This window comes from Micromonospora sp. NPDC005174 (assembly GCF_040608495.1).
Taxonomy (GTDB): Bacteria; Actinomycetota; Actinomycetes; order Mycobacteriales; family Micromonosporaceae; genus Micromonospora.
In genome coordinates this window covers 36451-55088 of the sequence record NZ_JBEXIJ010000030.1, presented here as the reverse complement: position 1 = coordinate 55088, position 18638 = coordinate 36451, and the positions used below count along the sequence as shown (strand labels likewise).

Annotated in this window: 15 protein-coding genes; 3 read left to right on the top strand and 12 right to left on the bottom strand. The window is 72.2% G+C overall.

The genetic code is table 11. The annotated features are described in order from the left end of the window. Positions 1-64 precede the first annotated feature (64 nt). Genes ABZU91_RS26365 through ABZU91_RS26355 form a run of 3 tightly spaced genes read right to left on the bottom strand, consistent with a single transcriptional unit; the run spans position 65 to position 4113 of the window. The gene (locus ABZU91_RS26365; RefSeq protein WP_355245720.1) at positions 65-1747 is read right to left on the bottom strand and encodes a PucR family transcriptional regulator ligand-binding domain-containing protein; all 1683 of its coding nucleotides are present in this window, start codon (positions 1745-1747) and stop codon (positions 65-67) included. A gap of 46 nt (positions 1748-1793) precedes the next feature. Continuing rightward, positions 1794-3245 (bottom strand): argininosuccinate synthase, encoded by a 1452-nt coding sequence (gene argG, locus ABZU91_RS26360; RefSeq protein WP_355245717.1) that lies wholly within the window; start codon positions 3243-3245, stop codon positions 1794-1796. Positions 3246-3273: 28 nt separating this feature from the next. Further along, entirely contained in the window at positions 3274-4113 is an 840-nt protein-coding gene (locus tag ABZU91_RS26355) for an RNA methyltransferase (RefSeq protein WP_355245795.1), read from the bottom strand. A gap of 92 nt (positions 4114-4205) precedes the next feature. Between ABZU91_RS26355 and ABZU91_RS26350 the strand changes: the two genes are divergently transcribed. Further along, positions 4206-6053, top strand: coding sequence for a thiamine pyrophosphate-requiring protein (locus ABZU91_RS26350; protein ID WP_355245714.1), 1848 nt, complete (start codon positions 4206-4208; stop codon positions 6051-6053). A 286-nt stretch (positions 6054-6339) separates the two neighbouring features. Here the strand turns inward: ABZU91_RS26350 and ABZU91_RS26345 are convergent, their stop codons facing one another. From ABZU91_RS26345 to ABZU91_RS26330, 4 genes are all read right to left on the bottom strand, one after another. Then, positions 6340-8538 carry a transglycosylase domain-containing protein gene (locus ABZU91_RS26345; RefSeq protein WP_355245712.1) on the bottom strand — a complete coding sequence of 733 codons (2199 nt, stop codon included), beginning with the start codon at positions 8536-8538 and terminating at the stop codon, positions 6340-6342. 220 nt (positions 8539-8758) lie between these two features. Further along, positions 8759-9529: a hypothetical protein gene (locus ABZU91_RS26340; protein ID WP_355245709.1), complete on the bottom strand. Its 771-nt coding sequence runs from the start codon at positions 9527-9529 to the stop codon at positions 8759-8761. Positions 9530-9728: 199 nt separating this feature from the next. Beyond that, on the bottom strand, positions 9729-10835 hold the full coding sequence (locus ABZU91_RS26335; RefSeq protein ID WP_355245706.1) for an SPFH domain-containing protein: 1107 nt from the start codon (positions 10833-10835) through the stop codon (positions 9729-9731). A 5-nt stretch (positions 10836-10840) separates the two neighbouring features. Then, entirely contained in the window at positions 10841-11314 is a 474-nt protein-coding gene (locus tag ABZU91_RS26330; RefSeq protein ID WP_355245703.1) for an NfeD family protein, read from the bottom strand. Positions 11315-11434: 120 nt separating this feature from the next. Between ABZU91_RS26330 and ABZU91_RS26325 the strand changes: the two genes are divergently transcribed. Then, entirely contained in the window at positions 11435-12748 is a 1314-nt protein-coding gene (locus ABZU91_RS26325; protein WP_355245792.1) for a serine hydrolase domain-containing protein, read from the top strand. A 129-nt stretch (positions 12749-12877) separates the two neighbouring features. Here the strand turns inward: ABZU91_RS26325 and ABZU91_RS26320 are convergent, their stop codons facing one another. Further along, complete coding sequence (locus tag ABZU91_RS26320) at positions 12878-13690, bottom strand: DUF3097 domain-containing protein (protein WP_355245701.1); 813 nt, start codon at positions 13688-13690, stop codon at positions 12878-12880. A 182-nt stretch (positions 13691-13872) separates the two neighbouring features. Here ABZU91_RS26320 and ABZU91_RS26315 point away from each other — a divergent pair, with 182 nt between their 5' ends. Beyond that, positions 13873-14667 carry a hypothetical protein gene (locus ABZU91_RS26315; protein ID WP_355245698.1) on the top strand — a complete coding sequence of 265 codons (795 nt, stop codon included), beginning with the start codon at positions 13873-13875 and terminating at the stop codon, positions 14665-14667. Positions 14668-15105: 438 nt separating this feature from the next. Here ABZU91_RS26315 and ABZU91_RS26310 read toward each other — a convergent pair whose 3' ends face one another. The 4 genes from ABZU91_RS26310 to fabG form a co-directional block, all read right to left on the bottom strand. Further along, positions 15106-15885, bottom strand: coding sequence for an HAD-IIA family hydrolase (locus ABZU91_RS26310; RefSeq protein ID WP_007462546.1), 780 nt, complete (start codon positions 15883-15885; stop codon positions 15106-15108). Continuing rightward, positions 15878-16930 carry a ferrochelatase gene (locus ABZU91_RS26305; protein ID WP_355245695.1) on the bottom strand — a complete coding sequence of 351 codons (1053 nt, stop codon included), beginning with the start codon at positions 16928-16930 and terminating at the stop codon, positions 15878-15880. The genes ABZU91_RS26310 and ABZU91_RS26305 overlap by 8 nt, the downstream gene beginning before the upstream one ends. A 101-nt stretch (positions 16931-17031) precedes the next feature. Then, positions 17032-17799 (bottom strand): enoyl-ACP reductase FabI, encoded by a 768-nt coding sequence (gene fabI, locus ABZU91_RS26300; protein ID WP_355245692.1) that lies wholly within the window; start codon positions 17797-17799, stop codon positions 17032-17034. A 28-nt stretch (positions 17800-17827) separates the two neighbouring features. Further along, positions 17828-18532, bottom strand: coding sequence for a 3-oxoacyl-ACP reductase FabG (gene fabG / locus ABZU91_RS26295; protein ID WP_355245689.1), 705 nt, complete (start codon positions 18530-18532; stop codon positions 17828-17830). Positions 18533-18638: the final 106 nt, after the last annotated feature.

Sequence of the window (18638 nt, the reverse complement as noted above, 5' to 3'; positions counted from 1 at the left end):
CTGGCAATAACTTCATGATCACCGGGGCGGGGCGGGGCGGGGCGGGGCGGGCCCGGGAGTGGGGTTAGGGGGTTCGGACTGCTTCTAGGGCTAGGAGGGCCACGTGTAGGGAGAGGCTTGCCTCTACCGAGTCGAGGTCCACGTTGAGGATGCGGGCTATCCGGGCCAGGCGTTCGTAGAAGGCCGGTCGGGACAGGTGCGCGGCGGCAGCGCCGGCGGACTTGTTGCGCCCCTGCTCCAGGTACGCGCGCAGGGTGTCGAGCAGCCGCTCCCGGGGGTGCTGGGCGTCGTACTCCAGGAGTGGGCCGAGTTCACGCTCGACGAAGGTCTGTAGTCGGGGCTCGTCGCGCAGCAGGTGCAGCAATCCGGCCAGGCCCACGTGCGGCAGCCGGAAGACGGGCAGGTCACGCCGGTCCCGGCGGGCCGCCTCGGCGATCTGCCGCGCCTCGACGAGCGACCGCCGGGCCTCGCGCAGGCTGCTCACCCCGGAGCCGGCAGCCACGATCACCCCGGCGGAAGCGTTGGACGTGGCCCGGCCCGTGGCGGTGTCGACGCGTACCCGACGGAGGGCGTCGGCGAACGCGGACAGCGCGCGGTCCTCGGCGGCCGGGTCGGTCAGGGCCAGCAGCGCGCCCACCGAGTTGTCGTCGACCGCGCTGGTCAGCGCGGTCAGCCTGGCCTCCCGCAGCGCCTGGCCGACGGCCTCGGACAGGTCCCGTAGCCGGGCCTGGCCGGCTTCGGGGCCGCCCTCTCCGGCGGGGTCGTCGGCCCGGTGGCGGACCAGCACGCCGACGAGGTGCCGGCGCTCCAGCGCCACACCGAGCGCCTTGGCGCGCAGCGCCACCTCGTCGACCGGCCGGGTGTGGTCGAGCAGGGCGGTGAGCAGGGTGCGGTGGAGCTGCCGTTCCAGCCCTTCGGCGTCACGGCGGATCAACCGGCCCAGCGCGAGGGTGGAGGCGGCCCGCTCGACGAGGATGCTCAGCCGGTTGGGGGGTGCGGTGTTGGGTGGGTCGCCGCTGGCGGGCCAGCGCAGCAGCAGCCGTCCCCAGTCCTGGCCCCGGGCGCCGACGACGGTCACCAGCCAGCCGCTGTCCGGGTCGTACGCGGTGCGCCCGGCTGGCCGGATCCGCCGGGAGTGCTGCTCCCAGCCGTCCAGGAGCAGCTCGGCGCTCTCCCCCGCCGGGTCGTACCCGAGGACCTGCCGGGACAGGTTCTCCAGCACGACCGGGCAGCCGGACAACTCGGCGGCCTGCCGGATGACCTCGGCCGCGTCGGCGCCCTCGACGGAGAGGTCGGTGAACCGCTGGTGGATCTCCTCCGCGGCCCGCAGCTCGGTGAGCTGCGCGTCGACGATCAGCGCGTGCACGGCCTCGGTGATCCGCACGAACGGGGTGGCCCGGCGCAGCTCGACCAGGGGCAGGCCGCGCCGCTCGGCGGCGGCGGTCATCACGCGCGGTACGCCGCTGACGTAGCGGCGGCCCAGTTCGACGACGAGCCCGGAGACGCCGACGTCGGCGAGGTCGCCGATGAACGCGCGCAGTCCCGCGTCGTCGCCCGGCAGCCCGATTCCGGTGGTGAGCACCAGCTCGCCGCCACCGAGAAGGGTGGCGATGTCGGGTACCTCGGCGACGTGCACCCAGCGGACCGGTCGGTCCAGCCCGGCGTCCCCGGCGACCACGCGCGGAGCGCCGTGGCGGACGGGGTCCAGGGCCAGGACCTCACGGACGGTAGGGAACACGGCCGACACGCTACCGTCCGTGACCCTGAACCCCGACCTGCCGGGTACCGATAAGTCAGTCGACGCCGAACTCCATCGCCGCGCGGTCGAGCGCCTCGTCCTCGGCGGTGGCGACGCCCCGGGAGGCGATGGCTTCCGCGCCACCCTCGGGCATCGCGCCGATCAGGCCGGTGGAGGCCGCCTGCGCTGCCCCGATCATCCGGTCGGTGGGCGAGCCGCCGACCATACCGAGGGACGCGTACTGCTCCAGCTTCGCGCGCGAGTCGGCGATGTCGAGGTTGCGCATGGTGAGCTGGCCGATCCGGTCCGACGGACCGAACGCCGAGTCCTCGGTACGCTCCATCGACAGCTTGTCCGGGTGGTAGCTGAACGCCGGGCCGGTGGTGTCGATGATCGAGTAGTCCTCGCCCCGGCGCAGCCGCAACGTCACCTCACCGGTGACCGCCGTGCCGACCCAGCGCTGCAACGACTCGCGCAGCATCAGGGCCTGCGGGTCCAGCCAACGGCCCTCGTACATGAGGCGGCCGAGACGGCGACCCTCGCTGTGGTAGTTGGCCAGGGTGTCCTCGTTGTGGATCGCGTTGACCAGCCGCTCGTACGCGGCGTGCAGCAGCGCCATCCCGGGCGCCTCGTAGATGCCCCGGCTCTTGGCCTCGATGATCCGGTTCTCGATCTGGTCGGACATGCCCAGGCCGTGCCGGCCGCCGATGGCGTTGGCCTCCAGCACCAGGTCGACGGCGCTGCCGAACTCCTTGCCGTTGATCGTCACGGGGCGGCCCTGGTCGAACCCGATCGTGACGTCCTCGGTGGGGATCTCCACCGACGGGTCCCAGAAGCGGACGCCCATGATCGGGCTGACGGTCTCGATGCCGGTGTCGAGGTGCTCCAGGGTCTTCGCCTCGTGCGTGGCGCCCCAGATGTTGGCGTCGGTCGAGTACGCCTTCTCGGTGCTGTCCCGGTAGGGCAGGCCGCGCTCCAGCAGCCACTCCGACATCTCCTTGCGGCCACCCAGCTCGGTGACGAAGTCGGTGTCGAGCCACGGCTTGTAGATGCGCAGCATCGGGTTGGCCAGCAGGCCGTACCGATAGAAGCGCTCGATGTCGTTGCCCTTGAAGGTCGAGCCGTCGCCCCAGATCTGGACGTCGTCGGCGATCATCGCGCGGACCAGCAGGGTGCCGGTCACGGCCCGACCCAGCGGGGTGGTGTTGAAGTACGAGCGTCCGCCCGAGCGGATGTGGAAGGCGCCGCAGGTCAGGGCTGCGAGGCCCTCCTCGACCAGGGCGGCACGGCAGTCGACCAGTCGGGCGACCTCGGCGCCGTAGCTGAGCGCACGGCCGGGGACCGACCCGATGTCGGGCTCGTCGTACTGGCCGATGTCGGCGGTGTACGCGCAGGGGACGGCGCCCTTGTCGCGCATCCACGCGACCGCGACCGAGGTGTCGAGGCCGCCGGAGAAGGCGATGCCGACACGTTCGCCGATGGGCAGGGAGGTGAGAACCTTGGACACGGGAAAGATTATTCAACAGAACGCATGGTCATGCAAGCGGATCGCCGCGTCCGAGTTCCCAGAACGCCACGGCCGCCGCGGCGGCGACGTTCAACGAGTCCACCCCGCGCCGCATCGGAAGGACCACCCGCACGTCGCTGGCCGCCTGCGCCGACGCCGTCAGGCCGGGACCCTCGGCGCCCAGCAGCAGCGCGGCCCGCGCGCGCTGCGCCGGGGTCAACAGCTGCATGGGTACGGCATCCGGCGCCGGCGTCATGGCGAGCACGGTGAACCCCGCCTCGCGTACCTCGTCGAGACCGGCGGGCCAGCGGTCGAGCTTGGCGTACGGCAGCGCGAAGACCTCGCCCATGCTGACCCGCACGCTGCGCCGGTAGAGCGGGTCGGCGCAGGACGGCGACAGCAGCACCCCGTCGATGCCCAGCGCGGCGGCGCCCCGGAAGATCGCCCCGAGGTTCGTGTGGTTGTTGACGTCCTCCAGGATCACCACGCGGCGCGCTCCGGCGAGCACCTCGGCCGCCGTCGGCAACGAACGGCGGTGGAACGACGCCAGCACCCCCCGGTGTACGTGGAAGCCGGTGGCCCGTTGCAGCACGTCCTGGGTGGCGGCGTAGACGGGCGCGTCGCCGGTGTCCAGGTCGGCGAGCTGGTCGACGCGCTTGGCGTCGACCAGGTACGACCGGGCCGGGTAGCCGGCGCGTAACGCGCGGCGCAGCACCAACTCACCTTCGGCGATGAACAGTCCGTGCGGTGGCTCCCAGCGGGTGCGCAGCTCGACGTCGGTGAGCGCGCGGTAGTCGGCGATCCGGTCGTCGTCGGGGTCGGTGATCTGGTGGACGGGCACCCGACGATTCTGCCGGACGGCCGTCAGCCGCCCCGACGTCCGCCCAGCGGCGGTGTTTTGTCCGGTCCGGAAGGGGAACGACCGGTGGTGTACCGGACGCGACGGGAAGGACCAGCCAGGTGAGCGCAGAGCACACGGCACCGGCCGAAGGGGGCACCCTGCCCCGGCGTCCGACCGTCGCGGACCACATCGTCTCCCGCCTGTTCAGTTGGGGCGTACGCCGGTACTTCGGCTATCCCGGCGACGGCATCAACGGCCTCACGTCCGCCCTGCAACGCACCAACGAACGCGCCCAGTTCGTCCAGGTGCGGCACGAGGAGACCGCCGGGTTCGCCGCGTCCGCGCACGTCAAGTACGGCGGCGGTCCACTCGGCTGCGCGCTGGTCACCAGCGGTCCCGGCGCCATCCACCTGCTCAACGGCCTGTACGACGCCAAACTCGACCACCAGCCGGTGGTCGCCCTGCTCGGGCACACGGCGGTCACCGCCGAAGGCGGCGGCTACTACCAGGAGGTCGACCTCCTGGCCCTCTACAAGGACGTGGCGGCGGCGTTCCTGGCCCAGCTCGACCATCCCGCGCAGGTCCGCCACCTGGTCGACCGGGCGTGTCGGACGGCGCTGTCCCGGCGGACCGTCACCGCGCTGGTGCTCCCCTCGGACATCCAGGACGAGCCCGCCATCCCCGACCCGCCGCAAGAGCACGGTTACTACCACACCAGCAACGTGCCGAGCAGCACGCCGACCGTCCCGCCGACGGCGGACCTGCGCCGTGCCGCCGAGGTGCTGCGCGGCGGCGAGCGGGTGGCGATGCTGGTCGGGCAGGGTGCGCTCGGCGCGCAGGACGAGGTACGCGAGATCGCCCACCGGCTCGGCGCCGGGGTGGCCACCGCGCTGCTCGGCTTCACCGTCGTCGACCATCGCGAGCCGTGGGTCACCGGCGCGATCGGGTTACTCGGCACCCGCCCGAGCTGGCAGCTCATGACCGGCTGCGACCGGCTGCTGATCGTGGGCAGCAACATGCCGTACTCGGAGTTCTATCCGCCACCCGGGCAGGCCCGCGCGGTGCAGATCGACCTGGACGGCACGCAGCTCGGCCTGCGTTACCCGACCGAGGTGAACCTGACCGGCGACGCCCGCCCCACCCTGCGGGCGCTGCTGGACGAGCTGGGCCCCGGCCCCGGGCCGACCGCCTGGCGGGCGCAGATCGCCGAGTCCACCTCGGCGTGGCGGCGCGCCCAGCACGACCTGGCCGGCCAGAGCGCCGACCCGGTCAACCCGCAACTGCTGTTCAGCACACTCAGCGACCGGCTCCCCGACGACGCGATGCTCGCCGTGGACTGCGGCACCGCGACCGCCTGGTACGCCCGGCACGTGCAGGTCCGACCCGGCATGCTGGCCAGCCTCTCCGGCACGCTGCTGTCGATGGGCGGTGCCATGCCGTACGCGCTGAGCGCCAAGTTCGCCCACCCGGACCGCCCGCTGATCGCCATGATCGGCGACGGGGCCATGCAGATGAACGGCGTCAACGAGCTGATCACGGTGGCGAAGTACTGGCGCGGCTGGGCCGACCCACGGTTCGTGGTGCTGGTGCTCAACAACCGGGACCTGGCGTTCGTCAGCTGGGAGCAGCGCTCCTCGGAGGGGACGCCGATGTTCCCAGACAGCCAGCAACTCCCGGACATCGGCTACCACCGGTGGGCCGAGGTGCTCGGGTTACACGGTGAGCTGGTCGACTCGCCGGAGCAGGTGCCGGGCGTCTGGGAGCGTGCGCTCAGCGCCGACCGGCCGGTGGTCATCAACGCGCTCGTCGACCCGGCCGAACTGATGCTGCCGCCGCACTTCACCGCCGAGCAGGCCCGCAAGACCGCTGCGGCGGTCCTGCGCGGCGACACCGACTGGGCCGGCATCATCCGCCGCGGTCTCCCGGCAACGATCGCGAGCTACCGCCCCCGCCGCCGCGAACACTAACCACCCCCACCCCCACCCCCACCCCCACCCCCAACCCCCGGCCCCCGGCCCCCGGCCCCCGGCCCCCGGCCCCCGGCCCCCGCGATCTTGCACTTTCTGTGGCGACATAGCCGCACAGAAACGGCAAATAGACAACCGAAAGTGCAAGATCGGCGGGGTCGTTGAGGGCGGGGCGGGCGGGGCGGGGCGGGGCGCTGGAGGGCGGGGCGGGCGGGCACGGCTGGGTGGGGCGGGCGGGCACGGCTGGGTGGGGTGGGTGGGGGCGGGGTGGGGTGGGGTGGGTGGATCAGCCTCGGCGGTTCAGCCAGCGTTCCAGTGGGGACAGGGGGTCCTCGGTCGGGGGTTGTTCGCGCTTCGGGACCGCCGGGCGCTCCACCGGGCGGCGGGGGTCGCCGGCCAACTCCTTGCTGGGCGCGGCGAACGCCTTCTCCGGCTGACCCTTCACCGCTGTGGCGATGACGCGGGCGACCGCGTCGATCACCTTGCTCTGCACCGCGGAACCCACCGAGTCGGCCGGGTCGTCGGGGTTGGCCGCGATGCCGGCGACGGCCACCTGCGGAGTGAAGCCGACGAACGTCTCGGTGGCGTTCTCCTCCGAGCTACCCGTCTTACCCGCCACCGGCCGGCCGTCGAGGATGTCGTTCACACCGGTGGCGGTGCCGCCGTTGCACTGCCCGTACGGCGACTGCTGGCCCACCGGGCAGCGGGCCGCGTCGGTCGCGGCACGGGCCACGTCGGGGTCGACGACGCGCTTGCAGGACGGCTGGCCGACGGGCACCTTCACGCCCTTCGCGTCGGTCACCGAGACCACCGGCACCGGCGTGCAGTAGGTGCCCTCGGCGGCCACCGTGGCGTACGCGTTGGCGAGGTCGAGCGGGGTGGTGGCGGCCACGCCGAGGGTGAACGATCCCCAGTTCGCGGCGTTGTTCTTCGCGAAGGCGGCGTCGGTGTCGGCGCGGAACGTGATGCCGAGCCGCTGCGCCATCTCGACCACCTTGTCCTGGCCCACCTGCTCGGCCAGCCAGACGAAGTAGGTGTTCACCGAACGGCCGAAGCCGTCCCACATCATCCGGTACCCGTCCATCCACGCCGGGTTGGCGTTCGCCGGGCACCAGTGGCCGTCACAACTGCCCGGCCCCTCGGCCGGGTAGCGGGTGGGCAGCTTGGCGGGGGCGTCGAAGCCGGTGGAGAGCGTACGGCCCGACTCCAGCGCCGCGAGCATGGTGAACAGCTTGAACGTCGAGCCCGCCTGGTACCCGTCGACGCTGGCCCCACCGGAGATCAGCGGGTTGACGGTGTTCGGGTAGTTCGCCTGCCCGGCCGGGTTGTCGGCGAGGCTGTAGTGCCTGTTGACCGCCATCGCCAGCACCCGACCGGTGCCCGGCTGGACGGCGGCGATCGGCAGGGCGTGCTTGTTGTCGTACCCGTAGACCTTGGTGGCCTGCTGCTGCGCGGTGGCCTGGATCTTCGGGTCGAGCGACGTGACGACGGTGTAGCCGCCCGAGCGCAGGGCCTGCTCGCGCTCGGCGGGGGTCGCGCCGAAGGCCGGCTGGGTCAGCCACCACTGACGCAGGTAGTCGCAGAAGTAGCCCCAGTCGTCGTGGCCCTGCGCGACGGCGGTGCAGCCGTTGGGCTGCGCGGTGGGGTGCAGGGCCAGCGGCTCGACCTTGGCCTGGGCGGCCTGCGCGGCGGTGATCGCGCCGGTGGCGACCATCGAGTCCAACACGTACGAGCGACGGGCCAGCGCCTCGTCCTTGTCGCCGCCGATGGGGCTGTACGCGTCCGGGGACTGCACCAGTCCGGCGAGCAGCGCCGACTCGGCGAGGGTCAACTGTGCGGGGGGCTTGCCGAAGTAGCGCTGGCTGGCCGCCGCGATCCCGTACGCGCCAGCGCCGAAGTAGGCGATGTTCAGGTACCGGCCGAGGATCTCGTCCTTGCCGAGGCTCTTGTCCAACGCGCCCGCGTACCGGATCTCCTGGAGCTTGCGCCCGACGGTGGGGTCGGTGGCGGCGGCGCGCTCCTGGGCGGTGCGGGTCGGGTCGGTCTTGAGGACGTTGCGGACGTACTGCATGGTCAGCGTGGAGCCGCCCTGCTCGGTGCCGCCGCCCTTGACGTTGGCGATGAGCGCGCGGGCCAGGCCCCGCAGGTCCGCGCCGCCGTGGTCGTAGAACCGCCGGTCCTCGGCCGCCACGATCGCCTGCCGCATGACCGGGGCGATGTCCGCCAACGCGACGTCGGTGCGGTTCACGTCGTAGAACGTGGTGAGCAGCGTCTTGCCGTCGTTGGCGTAGAGGTAGGAGCGCTGCGGCGTGGCCGGGGTGCGCAGCGCGTCGGGCAGCGCGGCGTACGACCCGATCGCGGCGCGCGCGGCCAACCCGACCAGCAGGTTGCCCGGCAGCGCCGCGACGGCCAGGACCAACCCGGCCAGCAAGCCGGCGAGCAGCACGGTGAACAGCCGCGACAGCGGCGAGCGAGGGGCGGCCATGCAACCCAGGATTGCCACAAATAACGCCAACCGACCACCCCCGCAGCCCGATTGTCAGCAACTTCACGGCCCCCCATCAGCCAACTCACCCACGCCAGACCGCGTTGATCATGAAGTTATTGCCACGCCACGCCGAGGCAGAGCGCAATAACTTCATGATCAACGGCATCGGCGCGCGGGGCGGCGCGGGGCGGGCGGCGCGGCGGGGCGGCCGGCCGGGTTAGGGGGTTGGGGGTGTGGAGAGGCTGGCGTTGGCCGCGTCGTGGACGGTTTCGCGGGGCATCAGGCGGCCGCTGCGGTAGCCGATGCCGATGCCGGCGATCAGCACGAAGATCGCACCGAAGGTCTGGAGCGACCCGATCAGCGCGCCACCCAGGCCGAGCAGCGGCGCGGCGATGATCAGCATTACTCCGTCGCCGAGGCTGAAGGTGCCAGAGCGGGCCACCGCCCATCCGGTGAGGAACCACCCGACGCTGTAGAAGGTCGCGCCGAGCAGGACCAGCGACCGCGCGGTGGTGCCGAAGACCGGCGTCTGCTCCTCGAACCCGGCGAACGGCAGCATCAGCACCGTGCCGGCGATGCTCACCAGCAGGCCGGCGGCGGCCACCCGGCGGCTGCGCGTCGCGGCCAGCAGGCCGGTGAGGGCCAGCAGCGCGAGCAGGCCGAGCCAGACCGCGGCCACCCAGCCGATCAGGTACACCGCCTGGCCGTCGGCGGGATAGGGGTCATTGCCCATGCCGCCGTCACTGGCCATCGCCACCGCGCCGTAGAGGATGGCGTACGCGGGCAGCAGCCACACCGCGGCCCGCGCGAACCGGCGTACCGACCAGGCCCAACTGGCGTTCGTGGCCGGTGCGAGCGGGGTGGGCTCGCCGACGAAGGGCAGCACACCGAAGCCGCCGCCGCTGCGCCGGGAGCCCAGGGGTGCGACGGGATCGTGCGCGCCGGGCACCGGGGCCGAGGACCACATCCGATTCGCCGGATCCTTCATGCGTCACCTCGCTCGTCCACGAGCGGTGCGAGACGCGCCGGGGCGCCCCGATTGCCTGGTCACCACCCGTCCTAGGACCGATCGTGGCAGGCGTCGGAGCGCCCCATGAGCCTTTCTCGCATTTATCCGGCCGGGCGGCTGACGACCGCCGTCGACCGAGCGCCGCCTCCGCGCCGCGCGGCCGGCGGCACGTACCGGATCAGCCGCGCTCGCGCTGGTCGGTCGGGTCGTTGACCAGGCTGTCCGGGGTGACCGGCTCCGGCGCGGGCAACCCCTGCGGCTTGTTGCCGCCGGTGGCCTGCGCCTCGGCGACGCGTACCTCGTCGTGGATCTGCTGGGCGGCGTCCGCCGCGGCCTGCGCCGCCTCCGCGGCCTCGCGCTCCACCTGGCTCGCGTGGTCGGCAGCCTCCGGCGAGGGCAGATCCCCCACCATCTGGCTCAGCCCACCGAGCGCGCCACCCATGCCCTCCAGGGCCTTGGTCAGCTCGGCCGGGATGATCCAGACCTTGTTGGCGCTACCCTGGGCGATCTGCGGCAGAGCCTGCAGGTACTGGTAGGCGAGCACCTTCTGGCTCGGGTTGGCCTGGTGGATCGCGTCGAAGACCGTCCGGATCGCCTTCGCCTGACCCTCGGCCTGCAGGATCCGGGCCTGCCGGTCACCGTCGGCCCGCAACACCGCCGACTGCTTGTCACCCTCGGCGGTGAGGATCACCGACTGCTTGTGCCCCTCGGCGGTCAGGATCGCCGCGCGGCGGTCCCGCTCGGCGCGCATCTGCTTCTCCATCGAGTCACGGATGCTGGCCGGGGGCTCGATCGCCTTGATCTCGACCCGGGTCACCTTGATGCCCCAGCGGCCGGTCGTCTCGTCCAGCACGCCGGACAGGTGCCGGTTGATCTCGTCCCGGCTGGTCAGCGCCCGCTCCAGGTCGAGCGAGCCGATCACGTTCCGCAGCGTGGTGACGGTGAGCTGCTCGATGGCCTGCAGGAAGCTGGAGATCTCGTAGGTCGCCCGGACCGAGTCGACCACCTTGAAGTAGAGAACCGTGTCGATCGAGACCACCAGGTTGTCCGAGGTGATCACCGGCTGCGGCGGGAAGCTGACGACCTGCTCCCGCATGTCGACCTTGGTGCGTACGGCGTCGATGAACGGCACCAGCAGGTTGAGGCCGGGGTTGAGGGTGCGCTTGTACTTACCGAGCCGTTCCACCACGTCCTGGCGCTGCTGCGGCACGATCCGCACCGCCTTGGCCAGCGTTATCACGGCGATCAACGCCACCGCGATGATCAGCACCCCGACTATCGTCATCCCGTTCACCCTCTCGCTTCCGGCAGCTCGCCGGCGGAAGAAACATCGTCCTGCCACACCAGGGCGGTAGCGCCCCGGACCTTTATCACCCGAACCCGCTCACCGGGCTCGAAAGTCTGCGTCGTGTCGTACGGCCGGGCGCTCCACATCTCCCCGTCGATCTTGACGAGGCCGTGGTCGGCGTCCACCCGCTCCAGCACCAGGGCCGTGGAGCCCTCGATCGCCTCCACGCCGAACGGCTGCTCGCCGCTCTCCAGCGCCGACCGGCCGTGCCGCTTGATCACCGGCCGGACCACCACCAGGCTCAGGGCGGACACCACCGCGAAGACCAGGGCCTGCACGGCGACCGGTGCTCCCAGAGCGGCAGCGCCCGCGGCGGCGAACGCGCCGACCCCGAACATGATCAGAAACAGGGTCGTCGTGAAGATCTCGGCGACCGCCAGCACCACACCCAGAACGATCCACATTACGGCGTCCACACCACGATCGTGACACGCAAATGCTCGCGCGGCCTCCCCGCGAAGATCAGTAGGCTCGGCGAGACCCTTTCCGGCCCACCGGAACACCACCCGACGGTGGCCCGACCCGAGGAGATCCCGTTGACGCTGCTAGCCGAGACCGCCCGACAGATCGACACCCGGGTCGCCCAGGCGCAGGCCGAGGGCCGTGCCCCGTCGCTGGTGCTGGGCGTGGTCCGCGACGGCACGCTGGTGCACGTGGCCCCCGCCGGCGAACACCCCCGCCCGGCCGTCGACCTGCAGTACCGGCTGGGCTCGATCAGCAAGACCATGACCGCGACCCTGATCATGCAGTTGCGCGACGCGGGTCGGCTCACCGTCGACGACCCGTTGGAGGAGCACCTGCCGGGCACGGGGGTCGGCTCGCTGACGCTGCGCCAACTGCTCGGGCACGCCAGCGGCATCCAGCGTGAACCCGAGGGCGACTGGTGGGAGCGGGCCGCGGGCGTCGACCTCACCACCCTGCTCGCCGGGGTCAGCCTCGACAAGATCGCCTACCCGCCGCACGCCACATACCACTACTCCAACCTGGCGTACGGGCTGCTCGGCGGCCTCCTCGAACGGCTCACCGGCACACCCTGGGCCGATCTGCTCAACACCCGCGTCCTCGACCCGCTCGGCATGCGGCGCACCACGTACGCGGCCACCGAGCCGTACGCCCGCGGCTACGTCGTCCACCCCTGGCACGACACGCTGCGCGAGGAGCCCCGCACCGACACCGGCGCGATGGCCCCCGCCGGGCAGCTCTGGTCGACGATCGAGGACCTGGGCCGCTGGGCCGCGTTCCTGGCCGACCCCGACCCGTCGGTGCTGGCCGCCGAAACGCTTACCGAGATGTGCACCCCCGTGGTGATCAGCGACCTGGAGGCGTGGAGGCACGGTCACGGTCTCGGACTGGAACTCCTCCGCGAAGGCGACCGCGTGTTCGTCGGGCACGGCGGATCGATGCCCGGCTACATCGCCTCGTTGGCCGTGCACCGGCCCACCCGCACCGCCGTGGTCGGCTTCGCCAACTCGTACGGCCTGCGCACCGGCGGCCTCGGCGCGCTCAGCCGGCGACTGCTCACCCTCGTACTGGACCGCGAACCCGCACCGCTCACCCCGTGGCGGCCGGCCGCCACCGCCCCGCCCGCCGAGTTGGCTGAGCTGACCGGCCGCTGGTGGTGGATGGGCACCGAGATCGAGGTGACCGCAGACCCCGCCGGGGACCTGCACGCCGGCCCGATCGGCGCGCCGGACCTCCGCTTCGTCATCGAAGGCCCGGACCGCTGGCGGGGTCGGGCGGGTGACCAGGACGGCGAGATCCTCACGGTCCGACGCGACGAGCGGGGCCGGGCGGTCGCCCTGGACATCGCCACCTTCGTCTACACCCGCACCCCCGACCAGGAGCCCTGAGCCACGCGCCCGCCCACCACCGGTCCAAGATCCGCGCAATATCACTGATGTTGCTGCCTCGTCGCGCGGTGAGGCAGCAACATTACCGAAACTGAGCGGATCGTGCGGGCGGCTGGGCCGGGCGGTGGGTCAGGCTGGCTCGGTGACGAAGTCGATCAGGCGCTCCATGGCGTTGATCAGCGGGGTCTCGACGTCGGCGAAGCTGTTCACCCGGGACAGGATGTGCCGCCACATGTCGGCCGGCTCGGCCACCCCGAGGGCCGCGCAGACCCCCTCCTTCCACGGCCGCCCCGGCGGCACCACCGGCCAGGCCGCGATGCCCAACGCCGCCGGCTTGACCGCCTGCCACACGTCCACGTAGGGGTGGCCGGTCACCAGCACGTACGGCGAGGTCACCCGGGCGACGATCCGGCTCTCCTTGCTGCCCGGCACCAGGTGGTCGACGAGTACGCCGAGTCGTCGGGTCGGGCCGGGGCCGAAGTCGCGAACGGATGCGTCCAGATCGTCGATGCCGTCCAGCGGCTCCACGACCACGCCCTCGATCCGCAGGTCGTCGCCCCAGATGCGCTCGACCAGCGCGGCGTCGTGGATGCCCTCGACCCAGATCCGGCTGGCCTTCGCCACCTGGGCGCGGACGTTGTCCACGGCCACCGAACCGGACGCGGTCCGTCGGCGGGCCGCCGGCACCGGCGCGCGGCTCGGGCGGCGCAGCGTCACCGGCCGGCCGTCGAGCAGGAATGCCGCCGGCAGCAGCGGGAAGTTGCGCCGCTTACCGTGCCGGTCCTCCAACACCACCGCGCCGGCCTCGAAGCCCACCACCGCTCCACAGAACCCGGAGTCGGCATCCTCGACCACGAGATCCGGTTCGGCGTCCACCTCGGGGGTGACCTTTCGTCGCCGCCAGTCTCCGGCCAGCACGTCCTCGCCGTATCGCCCCGCCATGTCGATCACGCTAACCCCCACCACCGACGCGCTCACTCCGACACACCGTCCCCGCGTGAGCACAGCGGGGACCGGCGGGGCAGGACGGGCAGCGGATGGGGCGAAGGGGGCAGTTCGGGGCAGGCAGGGCGGCCGGAGCGGCAGCCGAGACAGGGCCACCGATCACCACGTACCCTTTCGGCATGTCCACCCCCGCAACGGGCGCGGCCACGCTTGCGCCGCGCCGGTCGAGCCGGTTCGTTGCCTGGGTGCGCGCGTGGCGCGCCGGGCTGGTGCCGTACGACGAGGTCGCCGACGCCATCGCCGGTGACGAGGAGCACCTCGTCGCGGACGCCCCCGGCACCTGGACCGACGTCCCGCTGGGTGCCGCGCTGCCCACCCTGGCCAAGCTCTCCCCCGACGAGATCCGGCTGGTGCTGCCCGCGCCGGGTGACCCGCGGGGCCTTCCCGGTCCCGGGGACTTCGCCGGGGCGGCGCTGGTGGCGGGTGAGGCGGTGGTGGCTGGCGGGCTGGGCCTGATCCCACACGTGCGTAGTCACACCTCCGGCTCCGGGGACTGTTTCGAGACGGTGCTGTGGCGGGTGTACCCGCTGCCGGCCGACGCTCCGGCCGCCTCGTTGTCGCTGCCCGGCGCCGCCGAGGCGGAGGCCGAGCTGGCCGCCGCTCTGGCCGAGACGACGGCCGCGCTGACCCGGCTCGACGTGGCGCAGTGGCGGCCCGAGTTGGCCGGCGCGCTGGCCGCTCTGCGCCGCCCCGACGGCGCCACCGACCTGCCGCCCGGCTTCGACCCACGGGCGCGCCGGCTGTTCGCCCGGGCCGCCGTGCTGGACCGGGTGCTCGCGCTGGCCGGGCACGCCGCTCCCGGTGGCGCCATCAACAACTACGAGGCCCAGCAGCGCGACGCCGCGCTCCGCCCTCTCACCACGGCCTGCCGCCAGGCACTGGTAGCCGCCTGCAACGCACCCCTACGTCCCTGACCCGGTCCGGCGACGCTGCGGCTCCGCCGGTCGCTTGATCCAGAAGGCCATCACGTCGGGGCTGGGGTACGCCCGATCTCAGCCCTGGTCGCGTCCGGAGACGCCCATGGCTCTGCTCGCGTCCTGCGCTCTGCACCCGGCCTGCCGCTCTGCCACCCGCCCAGCGCTCTGCACCCGGCCTGCCGCTCTGCCACCCGCCCGGCGCTCTGCACGCGTCCTTTGCTCTGCTTCAACCAAGGCGACACCGGAAGGCCACGAGCGTTTCCTCCGCTGAAGCAGAGCAAAGGACGTCTCACCCACCCACGCCCCCGCCGCCGTCGGACCGCACAGCCGTCGGACCGCACAGCCGTCGGACCGCACAGCCGTTGGACGGCACGGCCGTCTGGCCGCACGACGCCGCCGTCGGACCGCACGGTGCGCCGCCGCGCGGCGCGGTCGTCAGATCTCGTCGAGCAGGTCCGCGACCGAGTTGATGATGCGGGACGGGCGGTACGGGTACCGCTCGGCCTCGGTGCGGCTGCTGATGCCGGTGAGCACCAGGATGGTCTCCAGCCCGGCCTCCAGGCCGCAGAGGATGTCGGTGTCCATCCGGTCGCCGATCATGGCGGTGGTCTCCGAGTGCGCGTTGATCGTGTTCAGCGCCGATCGCATCATCATCGGGTTGGGCTTGCCGACGAAGTACGGCTCCACCCCGGTCGCCTTGGAGATCATGGCGGCGACCGAGCCGGCGGCCGGCAACGCGCCTTCCACGGACGGGCCGGTGACGTCGGGGTTGGTGCAGATGAAGCGGGCCCCGTCGTTGATCAGCCGGACCGCCTTGGTGATCGCCTCGAAGCTGTAGGTGCGGGTCTCGCCGAGCACCACGTAGTCCGGGGCGAAGTCGGTGAGCACGTACCCGACCGCGTGCAGCGCCGTGGTCAGGCCGGCCTCACCGATGACGTACGCGGTTCCACCCGGGCGTTGGTCGGCGAGGAACTGGCCGGTGGCCAGCGCGGACGACCAGATCGACTCCTCCGGAACGTCCAGCCCCATCCGGCTCAACCGGGCGGTGAGGTCACGCGGCGTATAGATCGAGTTGTTGGTCAGCACCAGGAACGGCTTGCCGGAGGCGCGCATCCGGTTGATGAACTCCGGCGCTCCGGGCACCGGCTGACCCTCGTGCACCAGCACGCCGTCCATGTCGGTGAGCCAGCTCTGCACGGGCTTGCGGTCATGCATCGGTGCCCCCAGCAGGCGTCGGTCGACGGGTCGGTACACAGCAGACGGTGGGGCAGGTGTCCCACATTGGCAGGTCGCCGAGGCGACGGCGCAGCTGCGCGCCGTCCGGGTCGGTGCGTTCAATGACCAACTCACGGATCATGGTCACGAAGCGCGGGTCGGTGCCCGGGGTGCCGGCCCGGACGAAGTCCAGGCCGAGCTGCTTGGCGGTCTCCAGGGCCTCGGTGTCGAGGTCCCACACGACTTCCAGGTGGTCGGAGACGAACCCGATCGGGCTGACCACCACGCCGGTGGTGCCGCCCTCGGCGAGCACGCCGAGGTGGTCGTTGATGTCGGGTTCGAGCCACGGTACGTGCGGGGGGCCCGACCGGCTCTGCCACACCAGGTCGTACTCCAGGTCGGGGGCGGCGGCCTCGGCCACCAGCCGGGCGGCCTCGCGCAACTGCGCCTCGTACCGGCCGCCGCGCGGGCCGGCGTTGGCCGCCATCGAGGTGGGGATGGAGTGGGCGGTGAACACGAGTCGGGTCGTGTCCCGCTTCGCGGGGTCGAGCTGGGCGAGGGCGGCCCGGACCGCGTCGACGTGCGGCTCGATAAACCCGGGGTGGTCCCAGAACTGCCGCAACTTCTCGATCACCGGCGCGTCCGGCCCGACGGCGGCGCGGGCGGCGGCGATGTCCTCCTGGTACTGCCGGCAGGACGAGTAGCCGCCGTACGCGCTGGTGACGAAGGCAAGCGCCCGGGTCACGCCGTCGTCGCGCATCCGGGTCACGGTGTCGGCGAGCATCGGGTCCCAGTTGCGGTTGCCCCAGTACACGGGCAGGTCGATGCCGTTCGCGTCGAAGTCGGCGCGCAGGGCCGCCAGCAGCTCACGGTTCTGCTGGTTGATCGGGGAGACCCCGCCGAAGTGCTGGTAGTGCTCGGCGACCTCGGCCAGCCGCTCGGGCGGCACGCCGCGGCCGCGGGTCACGTTCTGCAGGAACGGCATCACGTCCTCGGGCCGTTCGGGCCCGCCGAAGGACACCAGCACCACCGCGTCGTACACCATGGGGTCATTCTTGCCCCTCGCCCACGACGGCCCGGCGACGCCCCCTGGTCCGGACGCGTAGGTCACGCGCGCGGCCCTCGGGGGCGTCGCCGATGAGAGCGTCAGGCGCCGATGGCGTGGTAGCCGCCGTCGACGTGCACGATCTCGCCGGTGGTGGCCGAGAACCAGTCGGAGAGCAGCGCCAGGCAGGCCCGCGCGGCGGGCTCCTGGTCGGTGAGGTTCCAGCCGAGCGGGGCGCGCTCGCTCCAGGCGGTCTCGAACTGGTCGAAGCCGGGGATCGACTTGGCGGCGATGGTACGCAGCGGTCCGGCGGCGACCAGGTTGCTGCGGATGCCCTGCTTGCCCAGGTGCATCGCCAGGTAGCGGGACGTGGACTCCAGGCCGGCCTTGGCCACGCCCATCCAGTCGTAGACCGGCCACGCCTTGCTGGCGTCGAAGGTCAGGCCGACCACCGCGCCGCCGGCCGACATCAGCGGCAGGGCCGCCATGGCGAGGGACTTGTACGAGTAGGTCGACACGTGCAGGGCGGTCGCCACGTCCTCCCACGGCGCGTCGAGGAAGCCGCCGCCGAGGCAGCTCTGCGGCGCGAAGCCGATCGAGTGCACGACGCCGTCGAGCCCGTCGACGTGCTCGCGGACCCGGTCGGCGAGGCTGGCCAGGTGTTCGGCGTTGGTCACGTCGACCTCGATCACCGGCGCGGGCTCGGGCAGCCGCTTGGCGATCCGCTCGACCAGGGAGAGCCGGCCGAAGCCGGTGAGTACGACCTGAGCGCCGTTCTCCTGGGCGATCTTCGCCACCGAGAAGGCGATCGAGGCGTCGGTGATGACACCGGTGACGAGCAGTCGCTTACCAGCGAGCAGTCCGGACATGCAGGGTTTCCTCCGTAGTCAGAGAAGGTCAGTGGCCCATGCCGAGGCCGCCGTCGACCGGGATCACGGCGCCGGATACGTACCCGGCGCTGTCCGAGGCCAGCCAGGTGACGACGGCGGCCACTTCGTCCGGGCTGGCCATCCGGCCGGCCGGGATGGACTTGCGGATTTCCGCCTTGCGGTCGTCGGACAGGCCGGCGGTCATGTCGGTGTCGATGAAGCCCGGCGCCACCACGTTCGCGGTGATGTTGCGGCTGCCCAGCTCGCGGGTGATCGAGCGGGCGACGCCGACCAGGCCGGCCTTGCTGGCGGCGTAGTTGACCTGACCCGCGCCGCCGGAGAGGCCCACCACCGAGGAAATGAAGATCATCCGGCCCCACTTGGCTCGCAGCATCTTGCCGGAGGCGCGCTTGGCGACCCGGAAAGCGCCGGTGAGGTTGGTGTCGACCACGGTGGTGAACTGCTCCTCGGACATCCGCAGCAGCAGCGTGTCGTCGGTCATGCCGGCGTTGGCGACGACCACCTCGACCGGGCCCAGCTCGGCCTCGACGGCGGTGAACGCGGCGTCGAGCGAGGCCGCGTCGGTGACGTCGGCCCGTACACCGAACAGCCCGTCGGGGGCCTCGCCGCTGCGGTGGGTGACCGCCACCCGGTCGCCCTGCTTGGCGAAGGCCTGCGCGATGGCCAGGCCGATTCCCCGGTTGCCACCGGTCACCAGCACGGTACGGGCCACGGTTCCTCCTTGCGAGTGCACAGCACGGACGGCTCGGAGCCTAGGCGTTACCCGCAAGTAAGCGCTAACGGGTGTGGCGTCCCACCAAGGTACGACGTGGGGATCA

What these genes read in the sequence shown, in the direction of transcription:
- ABZU91_RS26345 (WP_355245712.1), bottom strand. Translation starts at nt 8,538, where the DNA reads ATGGCCGCCCCTCGCTCGCCGCTGTCGCGGCTGTTCACCGTGCTGCTC.
- ABZU91_RS26340 (WP_355245709.1), bottom strand. Translation starts at nt 9,529, where the DNA reads ATGAAGGATCCGGCGAATCGGATGTGGTCCTCGGCCCCGGTGCCCGGC.
- ABZU91_RS26335 (WP_355245706.1), bottom strand. Translation starts at nt 10,835, where the DNA reads ATGACGATAGTCGGGGTGCTGATCATCGCGGTGGCGTTGATCGCCGTG.
- ABZU91_RS26320 (WP_355245701.1), bottom strand. Translation starts at nt 13,690, where the DNA reads ATGGCGGGGCGATACGGCGAGGACGTGCTGGCCGGAGACTGGCGGCGA.
- ABZU91_RS26315 (WP_355245698.1), top strand. Translation starts at nt 13,873, where the DNA reads ATGTCCACCCCCGCAACGGGCGCGGCCACGCTTGCGCCGCGCCGGTCG.
- ABZU91_RS26310 (WP_007462546.1), bottom strand. Translation starts at nt 15,885, where the DNA reads ATGCATGACCGCAAGCCCGTGCAGAGCTGGCTCACCGACATGGACGGC.
- ABZU91_RS26305 (WP_355245695.1), bottom strand. Translation starts at nt 16,930, where the DNA reads ATGGTGTACGACGCGGTGGTGCTGGTGTCCTTCGGCGGGCCCGAACGG.
- fabI (WP_355245692.1), bottom strand. Translation starts at nt 17,799, where the DNA reads ATGTCCGGACTGCTCGCTGGTAAGCGACTGCTCGTCACCGGTGTCATC.